13 protein-coding genes and 2 riboswitches are annotated in these 13,573 nt (G+C 62.7%); of the genes, 8 read left to right on the top strand and 5 right to left on the bottom strand.

The genetic code is table 11. From position 1 onward, the window contains the following. Positions 1-783, bottom strand: coding sequence for an SDR family oxidoreductase (locus H0W47_RS02565; RefSeq protein ID WP_296920265.1), 783 nt, complete (start codon positions 781-783; stop codon positions 1-3). Between the two features lie 124 nt (positions 784-907). On the opposite strand from H0W47_RS02565, the gene H0W47_RS02560 reads away from it, so the two are divergent. The 7 genes from H0W47_RS02560 (at position 908) to H0W47_RS02530 (ending at position 9,746) form a co-directional block, all read left to right on the top strand. After that, positions 908-2,593 carry an electron transfer flavoprotein-ubiquinone oxidoreductase gene (locus tag H0W47_RS02560; RefSeq protein ID WP_296920262.1) on the top strand — a complete coding sequence of 562 codons (1,686 nt, stop codon included), beginning with the start codon at positions 908-910 and terminating at the stop codon, positions 2,591-2,593. 178 nt (positions 2,594-2,771) lie between these two features. Beyond that, on the top strand, positions 2,772-3,350 hold the full coding sequence (locus H0W47_RS02555; protein ID WP_296920260.1) for a hypothetical protein: 579 nt from the start codon (positions 2,772-2,774) through the stop codon (positions 3,348-3,350). A gap of 26 nt (positions 3,351-3,376) precedes the next feature. Next, positions 3,377-3,464, top strand: a riboswitch (glycine riboswitch). Positions 3,465-3,491: 27 nt separating this feature from the next. Next, positions 3,492-3,593: riboswitch (glycine riboswitch) on the top strand. A gap of 16 nt (positions 3,594-3,609) precedes the next feature. Continuing rightward, positions 3,610-4,854 carry a glycine cleavage system aminomethyltransferase GcvT gene (gene gcvT / locus H0W47_RS02550; RefSeq protein WP_296920394.1) on the top strand — a complete coding sequence of 415 codons (1,245 nt, stop codon included), beginning with the start codon at positions 3,610-3,612 and terminating at the stop codon, positions 4,852-4,854. A 38-nt stretch (positions 4,855-4,892) separates the two neighbouring features. Continuing rightward, entirely contained in the window at positions 4,893-5,261 is a 369-nt protein-coding gene (gcvH, locus tag H0W47_RS02545) for a glycine cleavage system protein GcvH (protein WP_296920257.1), read from the top strand. 101 nt (positions 5,262-5,362) lie between these two features. Continuing rightward, on the top strand, positions 5,363-8,335 hold the full coding sequence (gene gcvP, locus H0W47_RS02540) for an aminomethyl-transferring glycine dehydrogenase (protein WP_296920254.1): 2,973 nt from the start codon (positions 5,363-5,365) through the stop codon (positions 8,333-8,335). A gap of 18 nt (positions 8,336-8,353) precedes the next feature. Continuing rightward, positions 8,354-9,169, top strand: coding sequence for a sulfite exporter TauE/SafE family protein (locus H0W47_RS02535; RefSeq protein WP_296920252.1), 816 nt, complete (start codon positions 8,354-8,356; stop codon positions 9,167-9,169). A gap of 13 nt (positions 9,170-9,182) precedes the next feature. Further along, positions 9,183-9,746: a DUF2059 domain-containing protein gene (locus tag H0W47_RS02530; RefSeq protein WP_296920249.1), complete on the top strand. Its 564-nt coding sequence runs from the start codon at positions 9,183-9,185 to the stop codon at positions 9,744-9,746. Positions 9,747-9,828: 82 nt separating this feature from the next. Here the strand turns inward: H0W47_RS02530 and H0W47_RS02525 are convergent, their stop codons facing one another. The 3 genes from H0W47_RS02525 to aroQ all read right to left on the bottom strand — a co-directional run bounded on the left by H0W47_RS02525 (position 9,829) and on the right by aroQ (position 11,505). After that, a complete protein-coding gene (locus tag H0W47_RS02525; RefSeq protein WP_296920246.1) occupies positions 9,829-10,506 on the bottom strand; it encodes a phospholipase in 678 nt (225 codons plus the stop codon). A 124-nt stretch (positions 10,507-10,630) separates the two neighbouring features. Beyond that, complete coding sequence (gene arfB / locus H0W47_RS02520; protein ID WP_296920243.1) at positions 10,631-11,041, bottom strand: alternative ribosome rescue aminoacyl-tRNA hydrolase ArfB; 411 nt, start codon at positions 11,039-11,041, stop codon at positions 10,631-10,633. A 17-nt stretch (positions 11,042-11,058) separates the two neighbouring features. After that, positions 11,059-11,505: a type II 3-dehydroquinate dehydratase gene (aroQ, locus tag H0W47_RS02515; RefSeq protein WP_296920240.1), complete on the bottom strand. Its 447-nt coding sequence runs from the start codon at positions 11,503-11,505 to the stop codon at positions 11,059-11,061. Between the two features lie 95 nt (positions 11,506-11,600). Between aroQ and H0W47_RS02510 the strand changes: the two genes are divergently transcribed. Beyond that, positions 11,601-12,482, top strand: a complete 882-nt coding sequence (locus H0W47_RS02510; RefSeq protein ID WP_296920236.1) for a DMT family transporter — start codon at positions 11,601-11,603, stop codon at positions 12,480-12,482. Positions 12,483-12,557: 75 nt separating this feature from the next. Here H0W47_RS02510 and H0W47_RS02505 read toward each other — a convergent pair whose 3' ends face one another. Continuing rightward, positions 12,558-13,496, bottom strand: coding sequence for a LysR substrate-binding domain-containing protein (locus H0W47_RS02505; protein WP_296920232.1), 939 nt, complete (start codon positions 13,494-13,496; stop codon positions 12,558-12,560). Positions 13,497-13,573 lie beyond the last annotated feature (77 nt).

The raw sequence follows: 13,573 nt of genomic DNA, 5'->3' as shown, positions 1-13,573 counted from the left end.
TCAGATACCGAAACCATCATCGGCGGCAATCACCGCGCCGTTGACAAAATGGCTTTGTCCACTGGCCAGCATCACCAGCAGTGCGTCGAGGTCTTCAGGCTTGCCGATGCGCTTGCGCGGGAGCATTTGCACCAGCTTTTTGCCCTGCTCCGTTTCCCAATGGTGGTGGTTGATCTCGGTGTCGATGTAGCCGGGGCAGATGGCATTGACGTTGATGCCGAACTTGCCCCACTCCAGCGCCATGGCCTTGGTCATTTGCACCACCGCCGCCTTGCTCATGCAGTACACGCCAATCTGCGGCAAGACGCGCAAGCCCGCCATGGAGGCAATGTTGACGATGCGGCCACCCGAGAAAGCACCGGGCGCGGTGCCACGCGCACGCGCCAGCATGCGCTTGCCCACTTCCTGCGCAACAAAAAAAGCGCCCTTGACATTGGTGTTGAAGATGAAATCGTAGTCTTCCTCCCCCACATCCTGGATGCGCTGCGTGGTGCTGACGCCAGAATTGTTGACCAGGATGTCGATGGGGCCCACCTCGGTCTCGGCATGCGCCACAGCTGATTTGATGCTGGCCGTGTCCGTCACATCCAGCATCACCACGTGCGCATCACCGCCTTCGGCCTCGATCTGCGCCCGAAGCTCCTTTAGCTTGTCCATGCGCCGGCTGGCGAGCACCACGGCCGCGCCAGCACGGCTCAGGGTTTTGGCAAACTGCGCGCCCAGCCCTCCCGAGGCCCCTGTCACCAGGGCAACCCTTCCCGACAAATCCATGCTGTAAGCCATGGCAAACTCCTGTTGATTAGAGATTAGCGTCTTACCTGCGGCTGACGTTAGCAGAATAAAATCAGTTGCTATACCTGTGAACCCGAACGAAACCTTACGCAATTCATTATCAGCGAGCCCCCCCATGACCCACCAAGAAATCCTCGCCCAATTCGGTCCCCGTGAAGCCATGGAATATGACGTGGTCGTGGTCGGCGGCGGCCCCGGCGGCTTGGCGACCGCCATCCGCCTGAAGCAACTTGCCGCCGAAAAAGGCACGGAGCTGTCAGTGGTGGTGCTGGAAAAAGGCTCGGAGCCTGGCGCCCATATTTTGAGTGGTGCGCTGATGGACCCGCGCGCACTGAACGAGTTGTTTCCCAACTGGAAAGAACTCGGCGCACCATTGAACCAGCCCGTCACCGGCGACGCGATGCTGTTTCTCAGCCAAACCGGCAAGCTCGGCACGCCGCAATTCCTGATTCCCAAATCGCTGCATAACGAAGGCAATTACGTCATCAGTCTGGGCAACGTGGTGCGCTGGCTGGGCCAGCAGGCCGAAGCTCTGGGCGTTGAAATTTTTCCCGGCTTCTCCGCGGCCGAGGTTCTGTACAACGAGGACGGCTCGGTCAAAGGTGTGGCCACCGGCAACCTCGGTATCGGCAAGGACGGCCAGCCCGGCGACAGTTTTCAGCTAGGTATGGAACTGCATGGCAAGTACACAATTTTTGCCGAAGGCTCACGCGGGCACCTGGGCCGGCAACTGATCTCAAAGTTTCAGCTCGACGCCGGCAAAGACCCGCAAACCTATGCGCTTGGCATCAAAGAATTGTGGGAGATTGACCCGGCCAAAGCCAAACCCGGCCACGTGGTGCACTCACTCGGCTGGCCCATGGACAACCAGACCTACGGCGGCGGCTTTCTTTACCACCTTGAGGGCAACAAGGTCACGCTGGGTTTTATCACCGGGCTTGAATACAGCAACCCATGGCTCAGCCCGTTTGAAGAAATGCAGCGCTGGAAAACCCACCCTGCTATTCGCCAATACCTTGAAGGCGGCAAACGCATCAGCTACGGCGCACGCGCCATCACCTGCGGCGGCTTGATGAGCTTGCCCAAAACCGTGTTCCCCGGCGGAGCGCTGGTGGGCTGCGAAGCGGGTTTCCTCAACTTTGCGCGCATCAAAGGCAGCCACGCAGCCATGAAGACCGGTATGCTCGCAGCGGAAGCGGCGTACGCAGCGGTGACAGGTGGGCGCCAGCATGATGAGCTCACCGCCTACCCTGAAGCTTTCGCGAAGAGCTGGCTGTTTGAAGAACTGGATGCGTCGCGCAACACCAAGCAATGGATGAAGAAAGGCCTGTACCTGTCGTCCATCATGAACGGCATCGAACTGTGGCTGCTGCCCAAACTCGGTTTCAAGGCGCCGCCCTGGACCATCCACAACAAGGTGCCCGACCACGCCAAGCTCAAGCCGGCGTCGGAGTGCCCGCAGATTGTTTATCCCAAGCCCGACAACAAGATCACCTTCGACCGCCTCAGTTCGGTGTTTGTCTCCAACACCAACCATGAAGAACACCAGCCCGCCCATCTGACCCTAAAAGACGCCAGCGTGCCGGTCCAGATCAACCTGGCCACTTACGCCGGCCCCGAGTCGCGTTACTGCCCTGCCGGCGTGTATGAGTTTGTCAAAAATCCGGACAACAGCGACCGCCTGCAGATCAACGCGCAGAACTGCGTTCACTGCAAGACCTGCGACATCAAGGACCCGACGCAAAACATCGTCTGGGTTACGCCCGAAGGCGGTGGCGGGCCCAACTACAGCGGCATGTAAGGCCCCAGCGGCGCGCACCACACCGCCGCGCCTCAGCACCAGGCCATGCCAGACCCGGTGCCCTTGGGCCGGCTGACCCGATGGCAGACGGCCGGGTGCGTACCACCTACGCGACCACGCTTCACACAGGTGTCATATTGTGTATGCATGATGGGGGCCTCACCGTTCAGGACGACCCATGCAGCTCCACAAGACAGATCGCGCCCGGGCCGAGCTCAAATCAGGAAACCGCACGCTGAGCCAGCGCGAGCGCACGCTGCTTTTGCTGGCCGATGGCAACAAGTCCGTGATGGACTTCCGGCCGCTATTTAACGGTGACGGCGAGGAAATCGCCCTGCGCATGTTGCGCGAAGGCTTTCTGCAGGTCCAGTCCGGCAAGGCGGCAGAGGATGCTCGCCCCCCGGAGCCAGTGGCAGAAAAACCGCAGCGCGCGATGCCTGGCAGCCTGCCGCTTTCCCGAAACCATCCGGTTCCACCAGCGCCCGCCCGGGTATCAGCGGACCAGTTTGATGGCAAGCGGTCGCTGGCCACTACACGCATGTTCCTCTTTGATATCTGCGAACGCATGTTTTCCAGGAAGCATCCCGAACTGGCCGCAACCTTTCGCGATGCTTTGCGCGACGCCCGGGACCGCGACGCCATGCTTGACGCATCGCGCCGCATGATCGAGGAAATCGAGAAGATCACGGGCCACGAACGGGCCGACTCCATCAGCGAGCGCATCGCCATGCTGCTGCCTGATGAGCAGGCGGACTGAGGCGGGCCTTCAGCTACACTTGCCGCGTCAGGAGAGAGTTTTTCGCGTGAAAACCGCCGAAGGCGCATGAGTCACCCCCAATGGTGCTTTGAACGCTCAGGCAAAAGGACTGGCAACCGCCCTCTGGCACCCGTGCGGTGGGCGTTCCCTACTGGAGAGAGGCGGCCTCGCAGGCCGTCCACCGAAGGAGCAAGCCCGCATCGCCGGGTGAATCTCTCAGGTAAACCGGACAGCAGGGGCAGCCCATGGTTTGATGGCCATGTTGTCTATTTGCCCCCGGAGAACGCCTGTGTCCGCCACCGATACCCCGCTGTCAAAAACACCTCTGAATGCCTTGCACCTGGAACTGGGCGCCCGCATGGTCCCGTTTGCGGGCTATTCGATGCCGGTTCAGTACCCGGCCGGCCTGATGGCCGAACATCATCACACCCGCAGCGCCGCCGGGCTCTTTGACGTCTCGCACATGGGCCAGTTGCGCCTGGTGGGGCCCGATGCCGCCGCCGCGCTTGAGAGCCTGATCCCTGTGGATGTCATCGGCCTGGCCGTCGGCAAGCAGCGCTACGGCCTGCTGCTCAATGACGAAGGCGGCACCATCGACGACTTGATGTTTTTTAATCTCGGGGAGGACCGAAGCGTCGCCGGGCCGCCCCAAGACGCGAGCGCCCCCTCGGGAGGCAGCGAGCCACACGCAGTGAGCAAGCGTGGGGGCAATATCTTCGTTATCGTGAATGGCGCCTGCAAGGTAGGTGACATCGCGCACATCCAGCAAAAAATCGGCAGCCGATGCGAGGTCATTCCCATGCCCGACATGGCGCTGCTGGCTCTGCAGGGGCCGCAGGCGGTCACTGCGCTGGCGCGCCTGGCCCCTGGCGTTGAACAACTGGTGTTCATGACCGGCGGGCGTTTTACCGTGGCCGGCTGCGACTGCTTCCTCACACGCAGCGGTTACACCGGAGAAGACGGCTTTGAAATTTCCGTGCCGTCCGACCAGGCCGATACCCTGGCCCGCGCCTTGCTGGCCCAGCCTGAAGTCAAACCGATTGGCTTGGGTGCGCGCAACTCGCTGCGGCTGGAAGCGGGCCTGTGCCTTTACGGAAACGACCTCGACACCAGCACCACGCCTGTCGAGGCCAGCCTGAACTGGGCGATCCAGAAGGTGCGCCGCACCGGCGGCGAACGTGCGGGCGGCTTCCCGGGCGCTGAGAAGGTGCTGGCACAGCTTGACACTCCCGCCAGCCTGGCCCGCAAGCGCGTGGGCCTGATCGCACTCGAGCGCGTGCCTGTGCGTGAACACACCGAACTGCACAATGCCGAAGGTCGCTGCATCGGCGAAGTCACCAGCGGCCTGCTCGGGCCGACGATAGACACACCCGTAGCCATGGCCTATGTCGAGCCGGCCTTCGCAGTCATCGGTACGCGGGTCAATGCCATGGTGCGCGGCAAGCCGGTGCCCATGGAAGTCAGGGCCATGCCTTTTGTGCCCGCCCGTTACTTCCGCGGCTGAAATTTTCATCTTTCAACTTTTACTCAATGGAGAAGACCATGCTCAAGTACACCGAAGACCACGAATGGATCAAGCTCGACGGCGACGTTGCCACCGTCGGCATCACCACCCACGCCCAGGATGCGCTCGGTGATGTGGTGTTTGTGGACCTGCCCTCGGTCGGCAGCAGCTTTGCGCAGAAAGAGGTGGCTGGCGTGGTCGAGTCGGTCAAGGCCGCCGCCGACGTCTTCATGCCGATCAGCGGCGAGGTGACTGAAGTCAACGAAGCCCTGCGGGACGACCCCTCACTCGCCAATAGCGACCCGCTTGGCGCCGGCTGGTTCTTCAAGGTCAAGCTGGCTGACAAGTCGCAGCTTGATTCGCTGCTGGATGAAGCTGCCTACACCAGCTTTGCCGCCAACGCATAAACCACCTCTCCACCCCGTTCGGGCTGCGCCTGTCGAAGCTTGCCTCTTTAATGGCACCCTTCGACAAGCTCATGGCGAACGGCATTAGAAAGTCCCTCGTCATGTTGATGTCCACCGCCAAGCCGCTCGGCGAGCTTGAAAACCCTGCCGAATTCATTGCCCGCCACATCGGCATTGATGCCACGGACGAAGCCCACATGCTGCGCGTTGTCGGCTCGGACTCACGCCGTGCGCTGATAGCCGGCATTGTTCCGCGGTCCATCGCGCGCAGCAGCGCCATGGCCATCCCCCCACCGGTCAGCGAAGCTGCCGCCCTGAAACAGCTCAAGGCCATGGCGGCCAAAAACCAGGTCTTCAAGAGTTTCATCGGCCAGGGCTACTACGGCACCCTGACGCCCGGTGTGATCCTGCGCAATATCCTCGAGAACCCGGCTTGGTACACCGCCTATACGCCTTACCAGGCCGAGATCTCGCAGGGCCGCCTGGAGGCGCTGATCAACTTCCAGACCATGGTCTGCGACCTCACCGGCATGCCTGTAGCCAACGCCTCCATGCTCGACGAGGCCACGGCCGCTGCTGAAGCCATGACCCTGGCCAAACGCAGCGTCAAAAGCAAAAGCAATGTCTTCCTGGTCGCTGGTGACTGCCACCCGCAAACCATCGAGGTGATCCAGACGCGCGCCAAACCACTGGGCATTGAGGTCAGGCTCAGCACCGCATCAACCACGCTGCCCATGCTGATGTCCGGGGGCGACTACTTCGGCGTGCTGGCGCAGTACCCCGCCACCACTGGCAGCATCCATGACTTGCGGCCACTGGCCGGCCAGGCGCATGTGGACGGCGCCGCGCTGTGTGTGGCCGCCGACCTGCTGGCGCTGACCCTGCTTACGCCGCCGGGCGAGTGGGACGCCGACATCGTGCTCGGCAGCACCCAGCGTTTCGGCATGCCCATGGGCAATGGCGGCCCGCACGCGGCCTACCTGGCCTGCCGCGACGCGTTCAAGCGCTCGCTGCCCGGGCGCCTGGTCGGCGTCAGCATCGACAGCCACGGCCAGCCGACCTACCGCCTTGCGCTGCAGACGCGCGAGCAGCACATACGCCGCGAAAAAGCCACGTCCAACATCTGTACCGCGCAGGTACTGCCGGCGGTGATTGCCAGCATGTACGCGGTTTACCACGGCCCGCAAGGCCTGAAGCGCATTGCCGAGCGCGTGGCGACTTACACCGCCGTCTTTGTGCAGGGCCTGAAGACGCTGGGCTATGAGATCACCAACAGTGGCGCTTTCGATTCGGTCACCATCAAGACCGGTGACGCTACCAATTTGATAGCTGGACGCGCACGCCAGGCGGGGGCGAACCTGCGTTTTCGCCTGAACAATCACCTGGGCGTGTCGCTGGACGAAACCACCAGCCGCAAGGACATCGAGTTGCTCTGGTCCTTCTTTGCGCAGCCCGGCCAGACCGTACCGGTGGTCAGCGCTTTTGAAAAAGGCTTGGCCTCCCTGATCCCCGAAGACCTGCGCCGCGGCAGCGACTTCCTGACGCACCCGGTGTTCAACACCCACCACTCCGAGACCGGCATGCTGCGCTACATCCGCATGCTGAGCGACAAGGATCTGGCGCTGGACCGCAGCATGATCCCGCTCGGCAGTTGCACCATGAAGCTCAACGCCACGAGCGAGATGATCCCCATCACGTGGCCAGAGTTTGCCAACATCCACCCGTTTGCACCGCAGGACCAGTTGCAGGGCTACGCCGAGCTCGACAAACAGTTGCGTGACTGGCTGTGCCAGGCCACCGGTTACGCGGGCATCAGCCTGCAGCCCAATGCCGGCTCACAGGGCGAATACGCCGGCCTGCTGGTGATCAAGGCCTTCCATGAGGCGCAAGGCCAGGGCCACCGCAACATTTGCCTGATTCCCTCGTCGGCCCACGGCACCAATCCGGCCAGCGCGCAGATGGTGGGGATGACCGTCGTTGTCACTGCCTGTGACGCACAGGGCAATGTCGACATGGCCGACCTGAAAGCCAAGTGTGAGCAACACAGCGACAAACTGGCCTGCATGATGATCACCTACCCCAGCACCCACGGCGTGTTCGAGACGCAGGTCAAGGAGCTCTGCGCCCTCGTCCACAGCCATGGTGGCCGTGTCTATGTGGATGGCGCCAACATGAACGCGCTGGTGGGTGTGGCCGCGCCCGGCGAATTTGGCGGCGACGTGAGCCACCTGAATCTGCACAAGACCTTCTGCATTCCGCACGGCGGTGGCGGTCCCGGTGTCGGCCCCGTGTGTGTGGTGGCCGACCTGGTGCCCTACCTCCCCGGCCATGCCACGGCCGGTTATCCAGGCGGAGGGGCCAGTTTTTCCGCCGGGGCGCCCCAAGGAAAAACAGCCCCCTCGGGGGGCAGCGAATTACACGAAGTGAAAAGCGTGGGGGCCATATCAGCTGCGCCACTGGGCAATGCCGCCGTGCTGCCGATCAGCTGGATGTATTGCCGCATGATGGGCCCGGAAGGCCTGCAGCAGGCGACAGAGGTCGCCATTCTCAGCGCCAACTACATCAGCGCGCGGCTCAAGGACCACTACCCGACGCTTTACGCGAGTGCCAACGGCCACGTCGCGCACGAATGCATTCTTGACCTGCGGCCGCTGAAGGAAACCAGCGGCGTCACGGCTGAGGATGTCGCCAAACGCCTGATGGACTACGGCTTTCACGCGCCGACCTTGAGCTTTCCAGTGCCGGGCACGCTGATGGTGGAGCCCACCGAGAGCGAAACCCTGGCCGAGCTGGACCGCTTCATCAACGCCATGATTGCCATCCGGGAAGAGATCCGCAAGGTCGAGGCAGGTGTCTGGCCACAGGACAACAACCCGCTCAAACACGCGCCGCACACCGCAGCCAGCTTGCTGGGCACAGACTGGGACAGGCCTTACCCGCGCGAAACCGGCGCCTTCCCCTTGGCCACGCTCAGGCAGGTCAAGTACTGGCCGCCGGTAGGCCGCGTCGACAACGTCTATGGCGACCGCAATCTGTTCTGCAGCTGCGTGCCGGTCAGCGAGTACACGGCCTGACGCGGCGCCGGCTGCCGCATGGATGCACAAACGCTGATCATCATCGCGGGCGCCGTCGTGGCCGGGTTTGTGCAGGGCCTGTCCGGCTTTGCCTTTGGCATGGTGTCCATGTCCTTCTGGGCCTGGACCATTGACCCGCGCCTGGCCGCGGCCATGGCGGTGTTCGACTCGCTGACCGGTCAGATCATCGCCGCCGTCACCGTGCGGCGTGGCTTTGATATCCACAAACTCGCGCCCTTTGTGCTCGGTGGCCTGCTGGGCCTGCCGCTGGGCCTGCTGCTGCTGCCCCGACTGGACGTGCTGATGTTCAAGGCCCTGCTGGGCAGCCTGCTGGTGGTCGCCTGCCCGGCCATGATGTTCGCTGCGCAGTTGCCGCGCATCACCCGCGGTGGGCGCATTGCCGACGCCTTCATTGGTGCGGGCGGCGGCTTTACGGGCGCTTTCGGCGGCTTCACCGGGGTCGTCCCGACGCTCTGGTGCACCCTGCGCGGCATGGACAAGGACAGCCAGCGCGCCATCATCCAGAACTTCAACCTCGCCCTGCTGGCCGTCACCTTTGCCAGCTACATCGCCACCGGCGTCGTCACCACCGCCACCCTGCCCTACTTCGCCATCGTTGCGCCAGCGATGCTGATTCCGTCGCTGCTGGGCGCGCGGCTCTACATCGGCATCAGCGAGGCAACTTTTCGCAGTGTGGTACTGGGGCTGCTGACAGTGACGGGGGCAGCCTTGCTCGTGGCGTCGGTGCCGGGCTTGTTGTGGCGCCTCGGTGAAGCGCTGGCATCGCGCTTTCTCCTCCGTTTGGGGGATAGCCAGGGGCGCAGTGCCGCCTAGAATGGCAGGGCCCTTGTTGGCATTTTCGCGGACAACAACACGCCCGAGCACAAACCTTCACCGCCTGCCGGAGCCACTCATGCGTCAAATCATCGCTCTTTTCGCTTGTTTCACTTTTTCCTGCGCGGCCCACTGTGCGCCACCGAGCGAAGCGTCGATCCACACCCTTCTTGCCGTCACCAAAACCGACACGGTCATGGACACTCTGTTTGTGAACATGGAGCAGTCCATGCGCCAGTCCATGATGGCGGCCATCCCAGGAGAAAAGCTTTCGGCGCAACAGATGCGCATTCTGGACGCGGCGCCTGCCAAGTTCATCCAGGTCATGCGCGAAGAAATGAACTGGCCCAGGATGCGCCCCATCTATATCCAGATTTACCAGGAAAGTTTCACACAGGAAGAGATAAACGGCCTGATTGCTTTCTACCAAAGCCCCGCAGGCGAGGCATTCGTCCGGAAGATGCCGGTGGTCATGGAAAAATCCATGAGCATCATGCAAGTACGCATGGCGCCCATGATGGAAAAAATGAAAGCTATCATGGCACAGTCCATCGCCGAGGCGAAGGCTGCCAAGTAGCCCCACCGATGCGGGCGTTTGCGGACCAGCAGTTGTAGCCGTCAGCGGGCACGTCTTCCATAAAAAAGGAAGGCCGGCAGTGTCACTTCATCAAATCCGCGGGGACTGCAAACAGCCCCTGCAACCACGCCATCGCCGCCCTCAATTCCTCCTGAACAATCTCGTGCGCGCTCGGATACTCGGCGTAAGTCAGTTCAAGCGGCAACTTCTTCACCAAACCCCGGATCACATGCGCCGCAGCCAGCGGAATCACGTTGTCGTGCGTGCCATGGCTGAGCCAGAGCTTTTTGCCTTGCAGATCCTCAGCCGGGGCCACCAGCGCGACAACCTGTTGCAGCAGGCGGCTGTGCATCACCATGGCGGCGTGCATCAAATACGGTTGAGTGAGCAGCAGCGACAGCGCCATGATGCCGCCCTGGCTGAAACCGCCGGCGACCACCCGCTCTGATGGAATGCCCAGGTGCTGCGCTGCGGCGGCAAGGGTTGCCGCAACGACGCCCCGGCTGGCGGCTTCCTGGGCCTCGTTGATGGTTCGCTCGCCCCGGGCATCGACGGTGAAGGCAAACCAGCCATAGGCTGCTGCTCCCATGGCGTACGGTGCGCGCAGGCTGAGCACATGAAAGTTCTCCGGCACATAAGGCGCGAGGCCGAACAGGTCTTTTTCGTTGCTGCCCACGCCGTGCATCAGCACCAACAACCAGGGCGCGGCAATCGACGGATCTGCAGGACGATGCAAAAACGAAAGAGGAAGGTCGGGCATGTCATGGGCTCCAGTCACGAAACCACAATTATCGGCACACAACATAGCTATTGTTTTGATAGCTACTTACGCCCGTACCACGAGGGCTGGAGCCTCAAAACATCATGAACTTCGGTGAAGCGGCCTATTCGCTGACTTTTCCGCGCGAACTCTTGATTTCGGATCGCTGGCTCTTGCCGGCCAGGCGCCGCTGCTTCGAGCCATAGGTCGGCTTGGTGGCGCGCCGTGCCTTTTGCGGCACCGACACGCTATCAATGACTTCCTGCAAGCGGGCCAGCGCGTCTGCGCGGTTCATCTCCTGGGTGCGGTGCTGCTGCGCTTTCAGCACAAACACACCTTCCTGCGTGATCCGGCTGTCGCTCAGGCACATCAGCCGTTCGCGAATCTGCTCGGGCAGCGAGGAGGCCATGATGTCAAAGCGCAAATGAATCGCGCTGGACACCTTGTTGACGTTCTGCCCGCCAGCGCCCTGTGCGCGTATCGCGCTGAACTCGACCTCGCGCTCGTCCACCGGGTATTTGGGCAAGGTGGACATGGCAAAATCCGCGCCGGTCAGCCCATGCCGGCCAGCGCGGCGATGGCCAGTGCATAACCCTGCACACCGAAACCCGCCATCACGCCCTTGGCGACCGGCGAGAGATAAGAGTGGTGGCGAAATGCCTCACGAGCATGCACATTGCTGATGTGCAGCTCGATCATGCTCACGCCCGAGCCCTTGACGGCGTCATGCAGCGCCACGCTGGTGTGGGTGTAGGCGCCGGCGTTGAACACCACGCCGGCCAGCGTGCCGTCCGCCTGGGCGCGCCCGGCTTCGTGGATGGCGTCGACCAGCACACCCTCATGGTTGCTCTGGCGGAAGTCCAGCGAAAAGCCGTGGGCCGCGCAGGCCTTTGCGCACAGGGCTTCCACATCAGCGAGCGTCTGAGCCCCATAAACCGCGGGCTCGCGTGTGCCAAGCAGGTTGAGGTTGGGACCATTGAGGACAAGGATTGTTTTCATGGACTCAGGCTTTCAGTGGGTGAGAAGGGATTATCCGGCATGCAGGTGGAGGTGGCAGCAGCCGCTGACCGGATCGCGCACAATCCTTGCATCCCATGCAAACCCGTCATTTCATCCAGTTGATTGCCCTGTCTGCCCTCTGGGGCGGCTCGTTTCCGCTGCTGCGCATCGCCAGCCCCGCGCTGGGCCCCTGGTTGCTGGCTGGCCTGCGTTGCGTGCTGGCGGCACTGGTGCTGGCGGTGCTGATGCGGGTACTGCGCCAGAAGTGGCCGGCGCGCGCCGCCTGGCCGAGGCTGGCGCTATTGAGCCTGCTGACGGTGGTCGCGCCCTTTGTGCTGTTCAATTGGGCCGCGCTGGTGATCCCGGCCGGTTATTCGGCGGTGCTAAACGCGACTGCGCCGCTGTTCGGCGTGTTGGCGGCCGCCGCTGCGGGTGAGGAAAGGCTCAGCGGCCGCCGCCTGCTGGGCTGCGCCATCGGTTTTGCCGGTGTGGCACTGCTGGTGCAACTGGGCCCGGTGGCCGTCAGCACGCCGGTGGTGCTGGCCGCACTGGCCTGCACCGGCGCCGCCGCTGCCTATGGCGTGGGCGCTATCCTGATGAAACGCGCGACACTTGAGCACGACGCCCTGCCCGCTTCAGCCGCAGTACATGTGGCGGCGGTTGCGCTGCTGCTGGTGCCGGCCGGCGTCAGCGTACCGACGGCGACCTTCAGCACCGGCGCGATGATCTCGGTGGCGGTGCTGGGCCTCTTCACCTCGGGCCTGATGTACTGGATCAGCATGCGCCTGATGCGCGAGATTCCGGCCAGCGCAGCCACCTCGGCCGCCTTCATGATCCCGCTTTTCGGTGTGGCCTGGGGCGGCCTGTTTTTGGGCGAGCCGGTCACCTGGGGCATGGCGCCGGGCTGCGTGCTGGTGCTGACCGCGACGGCATTGATCACCGGTTTCAACCCCTTCAAGACTGCCCGCAACTCTTGAATGCGGGCTATTCCGGGGCAGTCATTCGCTATAAAATCAGTAGCTGCTCTCGACCGTCCCATAAGGGCCACGAGCCTAAATTACTGTAAAACTCGGCTCCAGACCCGCTACAAGTCGTTGTGCCAGGCTGTTGAGCTCCGCCACCGCCAAACGCGTCATCTCCGACGACCAGTCGTCCTGGCTTTGACGCTGCGCCCGCAAAATAACCAGCTGGCTTTTATAGCGTGAGGCTTCAAGACGTCGAAACACCACGCGGCCAAACGGCAGCGTGGCAAACGATGCCGGCACAATCGCCACGCCCAGGCCGCAAGCCACCAGCGCCATGACATTGACGAACTGGCCCGCTTCGTGGCGAATGTCGGGCGTGAACCCGGCTTCCAGGCACAGGGCGGCGGTGCGGTCAAAGTAGTCGGCCTCCTGGTAACGCGAAAAACTCACGAAGTGTTCATGAGCGGCCAGCTTCAGCGCGAGCGGCCCGCGGCTTGCGCCCAAGGCGTTGCCCTCGGGCACGACCAGGCAATAGGGGTCGTCGATGGCGGCCACCGTTTCCGCCGGCGTGTTGCCTTCGCCGGGGCGGGCAAAACCGAGGTCGATTTCGTCATTGTGCAGGGCCAGCAGTTGCCGCGAAGTGATCATCTCGCGCGCTTCGATGTTGGCGGCCAGACCTGAGTCGCGCACCCGCTGCAGCAGTCCCGGCAGCACGGAATGCGTCGTGGAAGGAACCAGCCCCAGGCGAAGGGTGGCCCGCTGGCCTGACTGCCGCTCGCGCGCCCGAACCGTAGCTTGCTGGGCACGCGACAGAATCGCCTTCGCGTCGGCCAGAAAAGACTCGCCCGCCTGCGTGAGCCGCACACCCCGAGGCAAGCGCACAAACAGGCTGACGCCCAGTTCCTCTTCCAGCTGGCGGATCTGCGCCGACAGTGCAGGCTGCGCGATGAACAGTTTTTCAGCAGCACGGCTGACGCTGCCCTGTTCGGCCACGCCGACGAAATAACGCAAATGCCGCAGTTCCATGACTCGCCCTCCTTGACCTGGTTGCCATAGTTTTCAAGTATGCTTCAAATACAAACTCGGTCTTTGACGTATGAGTC

This window comes from Polaromonas sp. (assembly GCF_013817205.1).
Classification (GTDB): domain Bacteria; phylum Pseudomonadota; class Gammaproteobacteria; order Burkholderiales; family Burkholderiaceae_C; genus Polaromonas.
This window is presented reverse-complemented; position numbering and strand designations above follow the sequence as displayed.